The following is a 17,953-nucleotide window of genomic DNA, read 5'->3' as shown; positions in this document are numbered from 1 at the left end:
CGGAAAACCCGTTGTACTCACAGCGGGACATGAACCCGCCAAAACCCGAGGAGATAGACTATGCGCAAGCTTTTGCTAATTCCAGCCTTCGCCGCCCTGACCCTGGGCAGTGCCATTCCCGCCTTTGCCGGTCACGACGACTTCCGTCACCAACCTCGTCATACCAGCCTGGAGCATCGTTTTCATGAAGGCATCGAACGTGGCCAGATCAGCCATCAGGAGCGCCGCCACATTGGTGGCGAAATGGCCCGGCTACATGCTGCGGAACGGCATTTCGGCCGGGACGGCCACATCGATGGCCGGGAGCGCCATATCCTGAATGCGCGCCATGAACAGGTCAGCCGGAACATTGCCCGGGCTCGCCATGACCAAGACCGGCGCTGGGAAGATCGCCCTTATCAGGCTTATAACGGCGGCTGGCATCGCTGAGAGAGGATCGCAGGGGGCCAGGCCGTTTCAGTGCATGGCCCCCCGCCCCGGTCGTCCACCCTCAAACTGTTTATCGAGACTCTGACCGGCCATTTCGAAGAGACTGTTGAGCTTTTCCTGCACGTCCTGCAACAGGCCGTTCATTTCAGCTTCCTGCTGCAGCACCGGATGCTCTTCCAGGGAACGCTGCAACAGATCGCGCACGATGCCAATGCGTTCGAGCACTTCAAAGTAGGACCAGACATCCGGCGGACTGGCATTGGCAGCCGCCATTTCCTGGGTGTAATGCCAGATCAAGGCGGCACGCGTAATGGCCGCTGGCGCCGTATCCTCTTCGACTTCGACGGTCTGCCATTCCAGGCTGACCGGATCCTGCCAGTCGAGATAGGCATGAAAGCCTGTCTTTTTCTCCGTGGCGACGAACTCCATGCGCACGCCGACTCCCAGATCGGCCAGACGCGAGATCAGCTTTTCCGTATCCTCCCAGTCGGTGGCGTACTGGGGTGAGTGGACAGGTTCAGCGTAACCCATGACCAGGGTCTCGATGCGGCGGATATAGGCATCATCGATGTCAGCCAGCTTGGCAAAACTGAGATCATCCATCCTTCTGTCCTGATATTGGGTGCTTGCACGGCCTGCCCGGGGACTGCCCGCTTCAGACCAGGTTTCATATAAGCTACATATATCATATGCCAAACGAAAGGTCCCGGAGGCCAGAACGGCATGACAGAACGAAGCCCCAGAATCCAGGGTCTAAAATCTGGATGAGAAAAGTGGAGAACACCATGCGCCGGCATTATCTGCTTCTTGCGGTTTCGGTCCTGCTGGGAGCCTGCGCCACGACGCCGGCCCCCTTGAAAAGTGGCAATTTCGCAGAGGTGTCATTGCAGGCGGCCCAGAGCGGGCAGGGAATCGGACAACGGGTGCGCTGGGGCGGCAGCATCGAAAACACCCATCCGCGCCAGGCAGACACCTGCCTTGAGATCGTCAGCCGCCCGCTGGATGAAACCAGCCGGCCAGAGGAAACGGATCAGAGCCAGGGACGCTTCATTGCCTGCACACCGGGCTTTCTGGATCCGGCGGTCTACGCCAAGGGCCGGGAGGTCACGGTCACCGGCACCCTGCAGGCCCCGGAAACGCGCAGGATTGGCGAATTCCCCTACACATTCCCCCGGATTGCCGCGGATCACGTCCATCTCTGGCCGAAACGGCTGGAACCGGACTACGGCTATCCCTATCATGACCCTTTCTATGATCCCTTCTGGGGTCCCTGGCCTTATCGTCCCTGGCCCTACTACTGGTGACCAACATGAAAAATACAGCCCTTTCCCAACGGGCGGCATCCATCGCACTGCTCGCCTTGTCATTGGCACTCGGCGCCTGCGCCTCGGCACCTTTCAAGGGCGCCAGCCTGGAAGGCGCGGACCGGAATGTCACGCCGGCCCAGGTACTGTCGAATCCGCAGGCACAGCAGGGCAAGCGCGTGGTCTGGGGAGGACAGATCATCAGCAGCCAGAATCTCGCCGGGATGACCGAACTGACGATCCTGGCCTACCCGCTCGATGCCCGGACCACGCAACCGGAAACGGGCAAAGCCTCGCTGGGGCGCTTCATCATCCAGCAAAATGGCTATCTCGAAACGGCCGACTATGCTCCGGGGCGCCAGGTGAGCGTGGTCGGCAGCATCAGTGGCGTACGCCAGGCAAGCATTGGCGAGGCCAGCTATCGCTATCCGGTCGTGCAGGCGCAGCAACTGCATCTCTGGCCCAGGGAAACCGAAAGCAGCTATCGCGGCTCGCCCTTTCACTTTGGCGTGGGCGTCGGGATCGGCCTGTAGTAGGATCCTATTCCATGACCGGCGCTTCAACGCGCCCCCGCTGCTGATGCGCAGGCCGGCGCATGACCAGCAGAAAGGGCAGCATGACCACGAAGCTCAGGGCAATCATCCAGAACACGTCCACGAAGGCCAGCATCCGTGCCTGCGCCGCGACCTGCTGGCCCAGCAGCGCCAGGGTCTGCGGGTCCTCCAGGCTCATGTGCATATGATCCAGCCAGGCTGCCAGGGCCGGATTAAAGGGCTGCACATGGGCCCCGATCTCGTTCCAGGTCACCTGGTTCTGGCGTGACAGCACGGTGGTGGCCACGGAGATTCCCACCGCGCTGCCCACGGTGCGAAACAGGCTGAAAAGGCCGGCGGCCTCGGCAGCGGCCTGCCGCGGGATGGTTTCCAGGGCCATGGCGGACAGCGGCACGAAGATGAAGCCAAGCCCAAGTCCCTGTAGCAACCCGGGCCAGACCACCCACCAGATATCGATATCCAGACTGTAGTAGGTCATGTAATAGGTACCAAGGCCGGCGATGATCATGCCCGTGCCGATGATGATGCGCGGGTCGAAGCGCACGATCAGGCGCGAAACCACCAGCATGCTGAACATGGTGGCAATCCCGCGCGGCGCGATCACCAGACCGCTGGTCAACACCGGATAGCCGAGCAATTCCTGCAAGAGCAGCGGCTGGAGCGCCACCGTGCCGAACAGGCCAAGACCGAACACGCCCATCATCACAGTGGCAGTGGCGAAATTGCGGTCCTTGAAGAGCTTGAGGTTGACGATGTTATGGGGATTGTTCCAGCCCCGCAGCACAAAGGTGACCAGCGACAGGCCGCTGAGCAGCGCCATCGACAGGATGAAGTACGAGCTGAACCAGTCTTCCTGATTGCCGCGGTCGAGCACGATCTGCATGGCGCCGATGCCAAGCGCCATCAGCCCGAGCCCGGTCCAGTCGGTGGGCACCGTGCGCCGGGGCGTGTCCCGGATGTAGCGCAGCACCATGAACAAGGACAGCAGCCCCACCGGCAGATTGATGAGAAAGACCCAGCGCCAGTTGATGGCTTCGGTCAGATAACCGCCCAGGGTCGGCCCCATGATCGGCCCGGCCATCACGCCCATGCCCCAGAAGGCCATGGCGCGCCCACGCTGCTCTGGCGGAAAGGTATTGGACATGATCGACTGCGACAGCGGCACCAGGGGCGCGCCGAAAATGCCCTGGAGCAGTCGAAACAGCACGATTTCAGTGAGATTCTGAGCCAGCCCGCAGAGCACGCTGGCACTGATGAAACCGGTGATGCTGATCAGCAGGAAACGCTTCTGCCCCAGCCGATTGGTTAAATAACCGGTCAGGGGCGTGAAGATGGCGGCGGCCACCAGATAGCTGGTCAATACCCAGGTGATCTGGTCGGCACTCGCGCTCAGGGAACCCATCATGTGCGGCAGCGCGACATTCACGATAGTCATGTCGAGCACCTGCATCACCGTGGCCAGCATCACCGCGATGCTGATCAGGATGCGCTCGCTGCCCTGCGGCAGTTGAGCCGCAGCCGGGGCAGCCGCCGTGCTCATGGCCAGGGCCAGAACCAGGGTCTGGCCAGCGGTCCGGTATCGATGCTGACGCTGGCGCTGGTGCCGATGGGCAGGGGCAGGTGCGAATCCGGATTGACCAGATGGACGCGCACCGGCACGCGTTGCACCACCTTCACCCAGTTGCCAGTGGCATTTTCAGGTGGCAGCAGCGAAAAGGCCGCGCCACTGCCGCCACTGAGGCTTTCCACCACCCCGCGGAAGTCCCGGTCCGGATAGATGTCCAAGTGAATGTCGGCGACCTGCCCCGGGCGAATGCGGTGGATGGCCGTTTCCTTGTAGTTGGCGTCCACCCAGACATCGTGGTCATTGACGATGGCAAAGACCGGCTGGGCAGCACTCACCACGGCCCCTGGCCGCAGCGTCAGCCCGGCAATGACACCATCCGTAGGGGCATACACCCTGGTGTAGCCAAGGTCGAGGCGCGCCTGCTTGAGTGCCGCCTCACGCTGGCGTTGCTGCGCTTCTGGACCGGTTCCCGCCAGAGCCTGTCGGGCCTGCGCCACCCGTGCGGCTGCCGTGCGCACCGCCACCGCGGCAGCCCGCGCGGCAGTCCGGGCATCATCGTCCTGGGCGCGTGACAGATATTGCTGCAAGGCCAGTTGATGCACGCGCGCGGCATTGCGCGCCGCGTTGGCAGCCTGCACCCGGCTCTGGGCCAATTGCGCCTCGGCCGCCTGCAGGGCCGCCTCCGCCTCACTGTAGCTCTGGCGGGTGGTGTTCAGGGCCGCCTCGGCCTGCTCCACGGCAAGCTGGTAGGGCGCCGGATCGATGCTGAAGAGCAACTGGCCACGGCGAACCCGCTGGTTTTCCTGGACCGCCAGCCTGAGCACCGGGCCACCGACACGCGGGGCGATGCGCGTGACATCTGCCCCGACATAGGCGTCATCAGTGGCGGGATGACGCGTCTGCTCCCGGGTGTAGTGATAAAAGTATCCGGCGGCAATCAAAGACACGATTGCCGCCAACCCCAATTTGATCCAGCGCCTGGCCCGCATGTCCGCTCCAGATGAATAGACACTTACTGACCGTCCGGTCAGGGCAAAGTCTATGCCTCTCGCATCCCCCATTGCAAGCCCCTCCGGGGGAAGGACCGCTCCGGATGCCGACCGGCGCCAGGAACATCAGGGCTGCTGCGCCGGTCGGGCGCCGCTTGCGCCAAGCATGTTCCAGTCCAGTTCACCCTTCTGACGGAAGGGGATGGCAAGACCCGCCCCACGGCTCAGGTGCAGGGTGCCGCTGATTTCATAAGGCAGGCGCTGGCGTGCGGGCAGGTTCAAAAGCTGCTGTGCCAAACCCAGCATGCTGGTGCTGACATCGACCATGACCAGACTCGTGCCATAACCCGGCAGATCGACGCCCTGATTGCTCAGACCACGCGCAAAATGCTGACCGTCCAGATCGATGTTCACCTCCGCGGCATTGAGCTTCACGCCGAATGGATTGGGATTTTCCACCCGCAGGCCCACCAGGAATGTCTGGGAAAACAAATTGGCGTCCTTCAACTGCAGATCCGCCAGACTGACGCGTGGTTCCTCCAGCCCGGACAGGCTGGCGCAAGCGCCGAGCAGGGCCAGCAGGGAGACGAGGAAAATACGATTGACGATGCGCATGAATGGCTCCCGATCAGTATGCAGTAATTCAGAAACGCTGGAGGCCCGCCCTGGCTGACCGGACCGGGGCGCGTCGATCCGGGGGGATACTACAAACTCAGCGGGCCATGCTAGCATTCGGGCATGCAGAACGAAAACGACATTGCAGCTACCCGCAAGCCCGTCTGGCAGATCGATCCAGATCGGGCGCAGGGCGAGCAGCGCATCACCTTGCGGGGTTCCTGGACCTTGCTGGCCATCGGCACCGAGTTCAGCCATTTACGGACAACGCTGCGCGGGCTGGGCAGGCTGAGCCGCTGGGACCTGCGCGAAACAGAGGCCATGGATTCCGCTGGAGCCCTGCTGCTGTGGCGCGTCTGGGGAGAGCACATGCCTGCCGGCCTGACACTCACGGATGAGCAGCGCACCCTCTTTGAGCGACTTGAGGCCCTGCCGAAGGTCTCTCCCTTTCCAGCCCGACAAGCAAGCTGGCGCACGCCGTTGGAAAATGTCGGCATGCATGGCCTCCGGCTGGGCCGCCTCATCCTGGAAGCATTGACATTTTTAGGCGAGATCGTCCTGACCCTGCTGGACCTGCTGCGCCACCCCAGCCGCATCCCCTGGCGCGAAAGCTCCGCCACGCTCTACAAGAGCGGTCCCCAGGCACTCGGCATCATCGGTCTCGTCGGGCTGTCCATCGGCGTGGTGATCAGCTATCAGTCCGCCCTGACCCTGGCTGCCTATGGCGCCAATGTCTTCATCGTCAATCTGCTCGGCCTGAGCATCCTGCGGGAACTGGGGCCCATGATGGCGGCCGTGATCATTGCCGGTCGCAGCGGTTCGGCCTTCACCGCCCAGCTTGGGGTCATGCGCGTCACCCAGGAAATCGACGCCCTGCAGACCTTTGGCGTCTCGCCCCTGCGCCGCCTGGTCATCCCCAAGGTTGTTGCCCTGGCCATTGCCCTGCCCCTGCTGGTGCTCTGGGCCGACATCATTGCCCTGCTGGGCGGCATGGTCGTATCCAAGACCCAGCTCGGCATCAGTTACAATGCCTTCCTTTCCCTGTTTCCCAATGCCGTGCCAACTATCAATCTCTGGATCGGGGTGGGCAAAGGCATGCTGTTTGGCATCATCATCGCGCTGGTATCCAGCTTTTATGGCCTACGCGTCAAACCCAACACCGAAAGCCTGAGCCGCGAGACCACCAACGCCGTGGTCACTGCCATCACCCTGGTGATCCTCATCGATGCGGTATTGGCCTATCTGCTGGCCGATGTCGGGTTAAGCTGATGTCCTCCTCGCCAGTTGCCGTGAAAGTCAGGGGGCTGTGGACCTGCTTTGGCAAGCGGGTCATCCATCAGGATCTTGACCTGACGGTGCAGCGCGGGGAGATACTTGGCATTGTTGGCGGCAGTGGCAGCGGCAAGACCACCTTCCTGCGCGAATTGCTGGGTCTGATGCAGCCCGCGCGCGGCGAGATCTGCATCCTTGGCGAGCAGCTCGGCTCCCCGGGCGCCGGTAGCCAGCGCTGCCTGGGGCGCCGCTGGGGCGTGCTGTTCCAGCAGGGTGCGCTGTTCAGTGCCTTTACCGTGTTCGAGAACGTCGCCTTTCCCCTGCGGGAGATCAAGGCCCTGGACGAAACCAGCATCCGCGATCTGGTGATGCTCAAGCTCGGCCTGGTCGGACTCCAACCCAGTGACGCCTGCAAGATGCCCTCGGAACTCAGCGGCGGGATGATCAAGCGTGTTGCACTGGCACGCGCCTTGGTAATGGAGGCCGAACTGTTGTTCCTGGACGAGCCGACCTCCGGGCTGGACCCGGTTGCCGCGAACGACTTTGACCAGCTCATCATGGATCTGAAAAACGCGCTTGGGCTGACGGTAGTCATGATCACGCACGATCTGGATTCCCTGGCGACGGCCTGTGACCGGGTTGCGGTGCTTGCCGACAAGCACTTTCTCGCGGTGGACACCCTGGATGCGGTGGCCCGGGTGAAACACCCCTTCATCCGGGAATTCTTTCATGGCAAACGCGGTGACCGGGTCCTGAACTGTCTTGCGCACCCTCACCAGCAGAAGGACAGCTAAATGGAAAATCGCGCACATGCGCTGATCGCCGGAGTTTTCATCCTGCTGCTCGGCATCATCCTGGCGCTGGCCGCCTACTGGATCTCCCAGCGCGGGCCGCAACGTGTCCCCTATGACATACTGACACCCTATGCGGTGACCGGACTGAGCGTGCAGGCCCCGGTAAAGTACCGGGGCGTGCAGATCGGCATCGTCGATGAAATCGGCTTTGCTTCCCGGCGCCCCGGACTCATCCGCATCCGCATTGCGGTGGACCCGGACGCCCCTATCACCACCAAGACCTTCGCCCAGCTGAATTTCCAGGGCGTCACCGGCCTTTCCTATGTGGAACTGGCGGAATCCGGGCCGGGTGGAAAGCTGCTCGCCACGAACGGGAACACTCCGGCCGAGATCCCGATGAGGCAATCCTTCCTGGCGGAGTTCGGCTCCCTGGGCCAGACGCTTCTGGTACGACTGAACCAGCTGGTCGACAAGATGAACCAGCTCGGCGGCCCCGAAAACCAGGCCCACATCAACAATATCCTGGCCAATATCGAGACCATCACCCAGGATGTGTCAGACATGCAGGCAGCCCTGAATCCCAGCCTGCAGGAACTGCCGCAACTGATCGACAGCTCGGAACGCACCGTCAGCGAAACCCGACAACTGGTGCAGGACATGCGGGCGCTGACCCGCTCCGCCCAGGCGCAGGTCGAGCAGATCGGCGAAGCCAGCCAGTCCTTCTCCAGCCTTGGGCAGACCGGAAAGCAGATCGGACAACACATCAGCAACACCACCCTGCCCGAGCTGCATACCCTGATGAACTCGCTGACGCGCACCAGCGAAAGCCTCGATCGATTCGTCAACGATCTACAGCAACGCCCACAGAGCCTGATCTTCGGTCGCCGGCCAGCCGCCCCCGGGCCCGGCGAAAATGGCTTCGTCCCCCCAGCGCCCAAGGAAGCCACCCCATGAGATATCCGCTGTTGACCGCGCTGCTCGCCACGACGTGCCTGATCCAGGGTTGCACCTCCATCCGGCCGCCCGCAGAGGCGACGATGGTGCGTGAATACTCGCTGAGCGGCCTGCAGCCATCCGCCCGGCCGACCGGCCAGAAGCGTTTTCCTGTGGTCCTGCTGGTCTCCACCGCCGAGGCCCCGAGCTGGTTCCAGAATCCCTCGCTCTACTACCGCCTGGCCTACCGGGATGGCCGCGTCCTGCAACCCTATGCCAGAAGCCGCTGGGTAGGACCTGCCGCCGAACTGCTGACCCAGCGTCTGCATGCCTATCTCGCCGCGAGCGGATTGTTCAAGGCCGTGCTTGGTCCCGAGGATGGCGCCCGGGTGGACTATGCCCTGAGAGTGACCCTGGAAGACTTCAGCCAGGTGTTCCAGAGCCCCGACACCAGCTTCGGCCATGTACGGGCGCGCCTGACCCTGGTGGAGCTGGCAAGTCAGCGGGTGGTGGCCCAGCAGGTATTCGAGCAGGAAGTGCAGGCCCCCAGCGCCGACGCCCGGGGCGGCGTGATTGCACTGGATCAGGCCAGTGCCATACTGGTTGAAGCGGTGAATGGCTGGCTGGCAGACCTGGGGCCCGAGCAGCTCCGACCACAGCCCGGCCCCGACCAAACCTGAACGAATGCGTCATTAACTTGACACTATCTAAGGCCAAAGGGACATACACAGTTGGACCACGCCTGCAGCGTCAATCACCTGTCACTATCAGCCTAGATCTTCACCAAACCAGCCCGACAAAACCAAGACAGACAACGGTTTTTTGACACGCCGCACTGACACTTTTTGTCACCCATCTACACCATTCCCTCGCCAATCCCCTTATATCTCCTGCATCACAGCACCTGGTGCGCAAATTGCTATTAGCTAAGTGTAGAGAGTTGCACCGTGAAGCCATGCAGCCCTTGCGGGCATGACTTCGAAACTTGCTGATAGCCAACCATCAGGACCGCGCCATGGATAGCATGCTTTTGTCGGATTACGCCAACGATTCCTTCCACGATTTCCCCCTCAGCTACACGGGTCACAGCGCCGAACCTGAAGCCAAGCAAGAGGAAGAAGAGAAGGACCACACGCGCATCCCCGCCAGCTACCTCAGCGGAAAACGCACGACCTTCCTGAGCTGGGAAGAAGAACAGAGCCTGGTGGCGCGCGCCCGCGAAGGCGACGAGGAAGCCCGCAAGCAGCTGGTCGAAAGCCACCTCCCTCTGGTGATCGGCATTGCCCGGGGCTACAGCAACAAGGGGCTGCCGATCAACGATCTCATTCAGGAAGGCAACATCGGCCTGATCCGTGGCGTCGACCGCTTCTGCCCGGACATGGGAACCCGCCTGTCGAGCTACGCCACCTTCTGGATCCGGGAAGGCATGCAGCGCTCACTGATCCGCTCCCGCATCATTCGTCTGCCGGACTATCTGGCCAAGTCCCTGCACGCCCGCAAGCAGGCGGAAGAACGCCGGGAACAGGAAGCGCGTGCGACCAGCACCAGCACCAGCACCAGCACCAGCACCAGCCCAAAGCAGGATGCGCTTGATGCGGCGGCCGACATCCAGGTCTTTTCGCTGGACGCCCCCCAGGGTGAAAACAATGAGCATTCCTTTCTGGACAACTTGGTTGCCGATACCCTGGCACCGGAAGGCGCCCTGGATGAGGAGCGGGTCCGCAAGACCATCCGCAAGTGCCTGAAAGACCTGAGCAGTAAGCAGCGGGAAGTCATCGTGCTGCGTTTCGGTCTGCTGAGCGGCGAGCCCATGACCCTGGAAGAAGTGGCCACCGAAGTGGGCACCAGCCGCGAGGCCGTGCGGCAACTGCAGGTGCGCGCCCTGCGCTGCCTGCGCCAGTCCCTGGAGACCGCGGGCTGGGCCGGCATCGAAGGCTAAGCCGCCTGCACATGCCCCAGGAGATGCTGAAAAATCCGGCAGGATGCAGTATCCTTTGGCAAGCCTGAGGAGAATGCATGCTGCCGCCTAGCGCCAAACCCTACCTGTTGCGCGCCATTTACGAATGGTGCCTTGAAGAGAACCACACCCCGCATCTGGTTGCCTCGGTGGCCTATCCCGGCATCCAGATCCCGACCGGCTACTCCCAGGAGGGCCGGATCACCCTGAACATCGCACCACGCGCCACTCACGGCCTGGTCATGACGAATGACTGGATTAGCTTCATGGCCCGTTTCGGCGGCCGCCCCATGAAAGTCGAGGTACCGGTTGCCGCGGTCGCGGCGATCTTTGCCGCCGAGACGCAGGAAGGCCTGGTCTTCGATCTCACCCCCCCCACAGATACGCCGCCCCCGGCCTCCGAGGATGAAGCGGGAACGCCCCCGCCGCGCCGCCCCGGGCTGCGCGTGGTCAAGTAGCTCTGCACTGACGGTTCTTGTCACAAGTCCCCACCAGGAATGATGGGCTTGACATTTTTTGTCACATCCTCATCATTGTTGCCCAACATCAATGCTGGCAGAGATCTTGCAGCACCGTTCGATGCAGCGATCACTGCCCACCAGGAAGTCCGAACAACGCATGAAAAACCGGCACCTGTTTACATCCGCCCTGAGCTTCGCCGCATTGCTCTGCTGTACCACCATCCAGCCGGCCCAGGCCGATATCTATACCTATACCGATGAAGACGGCGTGCTGCATATCAGCAATGTCCGGCAGAACGGCCAGTACAAGCTCTACCTGCGTACCCCCAAGACCCATCCGCAACCCGGCGTGAAAAGCCCATCTGGCGGCTACCGCCTCCCGAGCCTTGCCCGCCGCGCCCAGTACGAACAGATGATCGAGGATGCCAGCCGCACCTATCAGGTGGACAAGGCCCTGGTGCATGCCGTGATCAGCGCCGAATCTGGCTACAACGCCAATGCCATCTCCCCCAAGGGCGCGCGCGGCCTGATGCAGCTCATGCCGGCCACGGCGGCCCGCTATGGCGCCATGAACCTGATGGATCCCTGGGAAAACATCCAGGCCGGCACCCGCTATCTCAAGGACCTGTTGCGCATGTTCAACAACGACATGCGCCTGGCGGTCGCCGCCTACAATGCCGGCGAAGGGGCGGTGCAGAAATACGGCAAGGTGCCGCCCTATGCCGAAACCGTGCACTATGTACCCAAGGTCCTGAATTTCTACGAACGCTACCGCGCCAGCATGTAAGCCAATCCTACAAGTAAGGGCCCCAGTCGGGGCCCTTTCGCATTCAAGCCAACCTGGCCCGGACCTGTTGCGTCGCAGCCAGCATGTTGGCCAGCGCCGGCCCAACCTCCTCCCAGCTGCGCGTCTTGAGTCCGCAGTCCGGATTCACCCAGAGCCGGTCCGCGGGGATGACCGTGGCGGCCTTTTCCAGCAAGCGCACCATCTCCTCCACGCCTGGGACGCGCGGCGAATGGATGTCATAAACACCCGGCCCGATCTCATTGGGATATTCAAAGACGCCGAAGGCATCCAGCAGTTCCATGGCGGAGCGTGATGTCTCGATCGTGATCACATCGGCATCCATGCTGGCAATGGCCGGCAGGATGTCGTTGAACTCGGCGTAGCACATGTGCGTATGGATCTGCACGTCATCGTCCACCCCGCTGGCGGCAATCCGGAAGGCCCGCGTCGCCCATGCCAGATAAGCATCCCAGTCCCGCGCCTTGAGCGGCAATCCCTCGCGCAGGGCAGGTTCATCGATCTGGATAATGCCGATACCGGCCCTGGCCAGATCAGTCACCTCATCGCGGATGGCGCAGGCGATCTGGGTCGCCGTATCGCGTCTGGGCTGGTCATCCCGCACGAAAGACCACTGCAGGATGGTGACCGGCCCGGTCAGCATGCCTTTCATGGGTTTTTCCGTGAGCGACTGGGCATGAAGCGTCCAGTCGAGTGTCATCGGCCGGGGCCGCGAGACATCCCCGAAGATGACCGGCGGCTTGACGTAGCGGGAGCCATAGCTCTGCACCCAGCCTGCCTGGGTGAAGGCAAAGCCCCTTAGTTGCTCGCCGAAATATTCCACCATGTCGTTGCGCTCGGCCTCGCCATGCACCAGCACGTCAAGCCCCAGCCGCTCCTGCTCGCGCACCGCATGCACGATCTCCTGGCGCATGATGCTTTCGTACTCAGCGGCATCGATCTCGCCCTTTTTGAAGTTGAGCCGGGCCTGGCGGATCTCGCGCGTCTGCGGAAAGCTGCCGATGGTGGTGGTCGGCAGGGCCGGCAGCTTGAAGCGCTGGCGCTGGGCGGCGCGACGCTGCGGGAAAGGCTGATTGCGTTGCGCATCTGCCGGCTGCAATGCGGCAACCCGGGCGCTTACGGCAGGATTGTGGATGCGCGGGGAGTGGCGACGACTCTCAAGTGCTGCGCGGGACTCGGCCAGTTGCGCCCTCACCGCCTCGGGCCCGGCATTCAACGCGGTCTTGAGGATATTCAGCTCTTCGAGCTTCTGTACGGCAAAGGCCATCCAGGACCTGAGCTCCGGGTCCAGGGCGCGCTCCTGCGCCAGATCCACCGGGCAATGAATCAGGCTGCAGGAGGGTGCGATCCAGAGCCGCTCACCCAGGTCATCCCGCGCCTTGCCGAGCAGCGCCAGGGCGGCATCGAGGTCGGTGCGCCAGATGTTGCGGCCATCCACCACACCCAGCGACAGCACCTTGTCCGCCGGATAATCACGCAGGAAGGCATCGAGCTGATCAGGCGCGCGCCGCAGATCCAGGTGCAGACCGGCGACCGGCAAACACTTGAGCGAATCGGCCTGATCGGCCACCGACTCGAAGTAAGTAGTCAGCAGGATCTGCGGTGCATCCGCAGTGGCCAGGGCCTGGTAGGCCGTATTCACGGCCGCCAGCCATTCGGGGGGCAGATCCAGCACCAAAGCGGGTTCGTCAAGCTGCACCCATTCGACGCCCTGGGCCTTGAGCCGGGCCAGCAACTCGGCATAGACGGGCAGCACATGCTTCAGCAGCTCCAGGCGGCTGAAGCCGGCATCCGCCGCCCGGGAAGCACCCGTACAACAGCCAGCCGCGTGAGTTGCCTCGCCACCATCCTGCACAGCCCGCTTCTCCTTGCCAAGCCAGAGATAGGTGATGGGTCCGACCAGTACCGGCTTGGGGCGAATGCCAAGCGTTTTCGCCTCGTCCACCACCTCGAAGATTGCCTTGCCAGACAGCCTGAAGCGCATATCCGCCGTGAATTCCGGCACGATATAATGATAATTGGTGTCGAACCACTTGGTCATTTCCATGGCCGGCTGAGTCTGGCTGCCGCGGGCCATGGCGAAATAGGTCTCCAGATCCACCATCTCACCTGAAAAGCCGTAGCGCGCGGGCACGGCGCCCAAGAGGGCCGTCATATCGAGCATGTGGTCATAGAAGGAAAAATCCCCGACCGGGATCAGATCCATCCCGGCTTCCTGCTGCAGGTGCCAATGTCGCTGGCGCAGCTCTCGCGCAGTGGCCAGCAATGCATCCTCATTGATCCCGCCTTTCCAGAAACTTTCCAGGGCCTTCTTCAGCTCCCGTTTCAGGCCGATGCGTGGGAAACCCAGATTGTGTGCGATGCTCATGAATCCTCCTTCAACTGATTGAGCTACGCACAGTGTGGGTCAGACACATGGATTCATCAAACTGATATCCATACTGATGAACATTCATTTTTTTCATGATACAAAGCCTGACGGGCTGAACAGGATTTCTTCTCCCGGACCCAAGGCAGATTTTTTGCCCTGAAATGGTTCTATACTCATTGCATACACCCTTGGGCCACAGGCCCGAAGCCACCGGAGGTCCGCCATGAACCGCCTGATCAATCTGCTTCTGCTTTGCATGCTCGGCATCACCAGCGCAATTGCCGCCAGTGACCTTCCCAAGCCCGAGGTCGTCAAGGTCAACGAGCGCGTCTATGCCCTGCTCGGCCCCCTGGGGCTGCCCAGCCCCGAAAATCAGGGCTACATGGTCAACAGCGCCGTGATCATCGGCAAGACTGGCGTCATTCTGGTGGATACCGGCTTTACCGACGAGATCGGCAGGCACCTGAACAAGACCATTCAGGGCATCACCGACAAGCCAGTCAGGCACATCATCAACACCCATCATCACGGTGATCATGTCCTCGGCAATGTCGCCTTTGGCAAGACAGACATCACCAGCTCGGAAAAGGCCAGGGAACTGGTCGAGACGACGGGCGCAGAATGGGTGGGCATCGTCGAGAACGCCGTGGGCCGCAAGTTTCCCAACACCAAACCCGTGCCCGCCACCCAGACCTATCCGGGACCTGGGCGCACCGAAAAGACCATCGATGGCGTGAAAATGGTCTTCATCGTGCCTAAGGGCTCACACACCCCGGGCGACCTGATGGTCTACCTGCCCGAAGACAAGGTGCTGATTGCCGGCGATGTCATGGTCAATGACATCGTCCCCAATTTCCGGGATGCCAACGCCAAAAACTGGATAGCCACCCTGGACGAAGCACAAAAGCTGCCCGCGCGCACCATCATCCCCGGACACGGCCCATTGGCGCGCCCAGCGGATCTGACCGCCATGCATGCCCGCATGGCCAGTCTGTATGAGGGTGTCGAAGCCGGTTACAAGGAGGGCCTGACCGATACCGAGATCCGCCAGAAACTGGATCTGTCCGACTGGAAAAAGTTGAAGAACTTCGATGAGCAGATGGGTCCCACCATTAACCGGATCTACCTGGAGGTCGAGGCAGCAAACTTCTAGGCGCTGCTCGGCAAGCCAGCGGGAGGTGCATGCATGCGCGTTCTGGTCACTGGCGCCAGCGGCTTCATTGGAAAACACCTGGTCCGGCATTTGCTCGATGCCGGCCACGAAGTCACCGGCTCCACCCGCAATCCGGCGAAGCTGCAACAGACCATACCCGGCCTGCGGGCGATTGCCGCCGACTTCGCCACCGATCATGATCCGGCGGTCTGGCAGCCCCGCGTGGCTGGCATGGATGTCGTCATCAATGCGACCGGCATCTTCGAGGAACGCGGCAAGCAAAACTTCATGGCAGTACATCGGGATGCCCCCATTGCCCTGTTTCGCGCCTGCCAAACCGCAGGCGTGCGGCGGGTCATCCAGATCTCGGCGCTTGGCGCCGATGCGCAGGCGAGCACTGCCTTTCACCTGAGCAAGAAGGCCGCTGATGACCAGCTCGCCAGCAGCTCGCTGGACTGGGCCATCATCTATCCCTCCATCGTTTACGGCCCCGGTGAGGCCAGCATGGGCTTTTTCAAGGCCATCGCCGCCCTGCCCCTCATCCCGCTGGTCGGAAACGGCGAACAGCAAGTACAGCCCATCCATGTCGAGGATCTCTGCCGGGGCATCCAGCGGCTGGTCGAGTCCCGCAAGCCCTTGCACACTCGCCTGCCAGCCGTGGGCCCCGAACCCGTCACTTTCCGACGACTCTTGGAGATCCTGCGCGCCTGGCTGGGCGACCGACCGGCCCCTATGCTCACCACCCCGCTGGCGCTGGCGCGTCCGGGCGCAGACCTCCTTGGGCGGCTTGGCGTGGCGCCCGTCAATGCCGACGGCATCAGCATGCTGCTGCGCGGCAATACCGCCTCGCCTGCTGCTTGGGTCGAGCGCACTGGTGTGAAGCCACGCAGCCTGCAACAAGCCTTTCCTCCTGGGGCTGCCACCGAGGCAGAACGCTGGCACGCTCGGCTCTTCTTCCTCAAACCGCTGCTGCGCTTGTCACTGGCCCTGGTCTGGATCATCACCGGCCTGCTCTCGCTGGGCATTTATCCGATTGCGGATAGCCATGCCCTGCTGGCGCGTACCGGCCTGCATGGCATTCCCGCCAGCATTGCGCTTTATGGCGCGGCGTTGCTGGATCTCGTGCTCGGGCTGGCGCTCCTGTTTCGCTATCACCTGCAAGGCATTGCCCTGCTGCAAATCCTGGTCATGCTCACCTTTTCGGTGATCATCGCCATAGCACTACCGGAATTCTGGCTGCATCCCTATGGGCCACTCCTGAAGAATCTGCCGATGATTACCGCCACCCTGGTGATGATGGCCCTGGAGAAGCGCTGATGGAATACGCACTGGTCAAGACCATTCACATACTCAGCGCCTTCCTGCTGTTTGGCACGGGTCTTGGCAGCGCCTTTTACAAGTACATGGCCGACCGCAATGGCGACCTGCGCAACATAGCCATCACCTCAAGGCATGTGGTGCTGGCAGACTGGCTCTTCACTGCCCCAACCGTCATCATCCAGCCCGCCACCGGGCTCTATCTGGCACACCTGGCGGGCTATCCCCTCAGCCAGACCTGGCTTTGGCTGTCCCTGTTGCTCTTCGTCATCGCGGGCTTGTGCTGGCTGCCGGTAGTCTGGCTCCAGATCCGGATGCGCGACATGGCCTGCCATGCCCTGGCGACTGACACCCCCCTGCCCGAGCGCTATCACCAGATGGCCCGCATCTGGTTCTGGCTTGGGATTCCCGCCTTCCTGGCCATCACCACGGTCATTTTCCTGATGGTTTTTAAACCATACGCTTGAGCGCGAACCGGGCCTATATCCGACGCTGGACCTAGGACCAGCAACTCTCGTGGGACAGAGGGGTCGGAGTAAAGGCATCCTGGTCCTACCGCACATCGGGATGCCTTGCAGAAAGCTGACTTACACCACACAGGAGATGGACCATGAACAAGCGCAACACGCTTTTGGCAGCCCTGATTGCTTCGTTGACCTTTGGTGGCGCCACTCTGGCGCATGCCACGGGCAGCTCCGAAGCAGGCAGCAAGAGTTCGGGCAGTCAGTCCTACAGCAGTGAGACAGGTAGTACGGAGTCTGCCAGCGGCACCGGGGGTTCAGACACCAGCGGCTCGGCTGGAAGCTCCAGCATGGGCGGCAGCACCGGCAGCATGGGCGGGACCAGCACTGGCTCCTCCCCGACCGAAAGTGACGGGGCCACGGGCAGCTCTTCCGGCGGAGCCGATAGTGCCTCTGGCGCCGGTGGCAGCACGACCTCGGGTGGCTCGGACTCAGGCAGCACCGGTGGCAGTAGCGGAGGCTCGGGTGATGCGACTTCCGGTGGCAGTACCGGGGGCGCCTCGGGCGGGGGAGTTGGTGGCGGTTCGAGCAGCCTTGAACAACCGAATATGAAAGTTGGCGCCCTCGGCCAGGACAGGATCATGCTGAGCATGGGTTCCAATGATCGCAATACGGGCGGCGGCTCGGCCGGGGGTAGCGGCTCTGGTTCCAGCGGGTCTGCCGGAAGCTCCGGCATGGATGGCTCTTCCGGAGGCATGGGTGGCGCTTCTGGTGGCAGCTCCGGCATGGGCAGTTCTTCTGGTAGCGACATGGGCGGCGGCTCTGCCGGAGGAATGGGTGGCGGATCCGGTGGCAGCTCCGGCATGGGCGGCAGCACGACTGGTGGTGCCTCCGGCGGCGGCAGCTGACCTTCTTCAAATCGACTGGTATCGGTGGAAGCGGATTCGCTTCCACCGATTTTTTATTTGGGC

Annotated in this window: 19 protein-coding genes; 14 read left to right on the top strand and 5 right to left on the bottom strand. The window is 62.3% G+C overall.

What is annotated here, in order from left to right; translation table 11 throughout:
• The first annotated feature begins 60 nt into the window (after positions 1-60).
• Positions 61-429 carry a hypothetical protein gene (locus WOB96_RS13250; protein WP_341371774.1) on the top strand — a complete coding sequence of 123 codons (369 nt, stop codon included), beginning with the start codon at positions 61-63 and terminating at the stop codon, positions 427-429.
• Between the two features lie 27 nt (positions 430-456).
• Here the strand turns inward: WOB96_RS13250 and WOB96_RS13245 are convergent, their stop codons facing one another.
• Positions 457-1,032, bottom strand: a complete 576-nt coding sequence (locus WOB96_RS13245) for a hypothetical protein (RefSeq protein ID WP_341371773.1) — start codon at positions 1,030-1,032, stop codon at positions 457-459.
• 182 nt (positions 1,033-1,214) lie between these two features.
• Here WOB96_RS13245 and WOB96_RS13240 point away from each other — a divergent pair, with 182 nt between their 5' ends.
• Complete coding sequence (locus tag WOB96_RS13240) at positions 1,215-1,733, top strand: Slp family lipoprotein (protein ID WP_341371772.1); 519 nt, start codon at positions 1,215-1,217, stop codon at positions 1,731-1,733.
• A 5-nt stretch (positions 1,734-1,738) separates the two neighbouring features.
• Positions 1,739-2,266, top strand: coding sequence for a Slp family lipoprotein (locus WOB96_RS13235; protein ID WP_341371771.1), 528 nt, complete (start codon positions 1,739-1,741; stop codon positions 2,264-2,266).
• Positions 2,267-2,273: 7 nt separating this feature from the next.
• Here the strand turns inward: WOB96_RS13235 and WOB96_RS13230 are convergent, their stop codons facing one another.
• From WOB96_RS13230 to WOB96_RS13220, 3 genes are all read right to left on the bottom strand, one after another.
• The gene (locus tag WOB96_RS13230; protein ID WP_341371770.1) at positions 2,274-3,827 is read right to left on the bottom strand and encodes a DHA2 family efflux MFS transporter permease subunit; all 1,554 of its coding nucleotides are present in this window, start codon (positions 3,825-3,827) and stop codon (positions 2,274-2,276) included.
• Entirely contained in the window at positions 3,824-4,843 is a 1,020-nt protein-coding gene (locus WOB96_RS13225) for an HlyD family secretion protein (RefSeq protein ID WP_341371769.1), read from the bottom strand. Before WOB96_RS13225 ends, WOB96_RS13230 begins: the two co-directional genes overlap by 4 nt.
• A gap of 126 nt (positions 4,844-4,969) precedes the next feature.
• Positions 4,970-5,458 (bottom strand): LEA/WHy family protein, encoded by a 489-nt coding sequence (locus tag WOB96_RS13220; RefSeq protein WP_341371768.1) that lies wholly within the window; start codon positions 5,456-5,458, stop codon positions 4,970-4,972.
• A 123-nt stretch (positions 5,459-5,581) separates the two neighbouring features.
• Between WOB96_RS13220 and WOB96_RS13215 the strand changes: the two genes are divergently transcribed.
• The 7 genes from WOB96_RS13215 (at position 5,582) to WOB96_RS13185 (ending at position 11,662) form a co-directional block, all read left to right on the top strand.
• Positions 5,582-6,727, top strand: coding sequence for an MlaE family ABC transporter permease (locus WOB96_RS13215; RefSeq protein ID WP_341371767.1), 1,146 nt, complete (start codon positions 5,582-5,584; stop codon positions 6,725-6,727).
• Positions 6,727-7,524, top strand: a complete 798-nt coding sequence (locus tag WOB96_RS13210; RefSeq protein ID WP_341371766.1) for an ABC transporter ATP-binding protein — start codon at positions 6,727-6,729, stop codon at positions 7,522-7,524. The genes WOB96_RS13215 and WOB96_RS13210 overlap by 1 nt, the downstream gene beginning before the upstream one ends.
• The gene (locus WOB96_RS13205) at positions 7,525-8,478 is read left to right on the top strand and encodes an MlaD family protein (RefSeq protein ID WP_341371765.1); all 954 of its coding nucleotides are present in this window, start codon (positions 7,525-7,527) and stop codon (positions 8,476-8,478) included.
• Positions 8,475-9,137 (top strand): ABC-type transport auxiliary lipoprotein family protein, encoded by a 663-nt coding sequence (locus WOB96_RS13200; protein WP_341371764.1) that lies wholly within the window; start codon positions 8,475-8,477, stop codon positions 9,135-9,137. The genes WOB96_RS13205 and WOB96_RS13200 overlap by 4 nt, the downstream gene beginning before the upstream one ends.
• Before the next feature lie 335 nt (positions 9,138-9,472).
• Entirely contained in the window at positions 9,473-10,396 is a 924-nt protein-coding gene (locus WOB96_RS13195; RefSeq protein ID WP_341371763.1) for a sigma-70 family RNA polymerase sigma factor, read from the top strand.
• Between the two features lie 77 nt (positions 10,397-10,473).
• Complete coding sequence (locus WOB96_RS13190) at positions 10,474-10,872, top strand: ClpXP protease specificity-enhancing factor (RefSeq protein WP_341371762.1); 399 nt, start codon at positions 10,474-10,476, stop codon at positions 10,870-10,872.
• Between the two features lie 160 nt (positions 10,873-11,032).
• Positions 11,033-11,662: a transglycosylase SLT domain-containing protein gene (locus WOB96_RS13185; RefSeq protein WP_341371761.1), complete on the top strand. Its 630-nt coding sequence runs from the start codon at positions 11,033-11,035 to the stop codon at positions 11,660-11,662.
• A gap of 43 nt (positions 11,663-11,705) precedes the next feature.
• On the opposite strand, the gene metE is transcribed toward WOB96_RS13185, so the two are convergent.
• Complete coding sequence (metE, locus tag WOB96_RS13180) at positions 11,706-14,048, bottom strand: 5-methyltetrahydropteroyltriglutamate--homocysteine S-methyltransferase (protein ID WP_341371760.1); 2,343 nt, start codon at positions 14,046-14,048, stop codon at positions 11,706-11,708.
• Positions 14,049-14,274: 226 nt separating this feature from the next.
• On the opposite strand from metE, the gene WOB96_RS13175 reads away from it, so the two are divergent.
• From WOB96_RS13175 to WOB96_RS13160, 4 genes are all read left to right on the top strand, one after another.
• Positions 14,275-15,204 carry an MBL fold metallo-hydrolase gene (locus tag WOB96_RS13175; protein ID WP_341371759.1) on the top strand — a complete coding sequence of 310 codons (930 nt, stop codon included), beginning with the start codon at positions 14,275-14,277 and terminating at the stop codon, positions 15,202-15,204.
• Between the two features lie 33 nt (positions 15,205-15,237).
• Positions 15,238-16,521 carry an NAD(P)H-binding protein gene (locus WOB96_RS13170; protein WP_341371758.1) on the top strand — a complete coding sequence of 428 codons (1,284 nt, stop codon included), beginning with the start codon at positions 15,238-15,240 and terminating at the stop codon, positions 16,519-16,521.
• Positions 16,521-16,988: a DUF2269 family protein gene (locus WOB96_RS13165; RefSeq protein ID WP_341371757.1), complete on the top strand. Its 468-nt coding sequence runs from the start codon at positions 16,521-16,523 to the stop codon at positions 16,986-16,988. The genes WOB96_RS13170 and WOB96_RS13165 overlap by 1 nt, the downstream gene beginning before the upstream one ends.
• A 143-nt stretch (positions 16,989-17,131) precedes the next feature.
• A complete protein-coding gene (locus WOB96_RS13160) occupies positions 17,132-17,890 on the top strand; it encodes a hypothetical protein (protein WP_341371756.1) in 759 nt (252 codons plus the stop codon).
• The last annotated feature ends 63 nt before the right edge of the window (positions 17,891-17,953 follow it).

This window comes from Thermithiobacillus plumbiphilus, assembly GCF_038070005.1.
In the GTDB taxonomy this organism is placed as follows: domain Bacteria; phylum Pseudomonadota; class Gammaproteobacteria; order Acidithiobacillales; family Thermithiobacillaceae; genus JBBPCO01.
The sequence above is the reverse complement of the archived record's forward strand: the minus strand, read 5'-3'. Positions and strand labels throughout refer to the sequence as shown.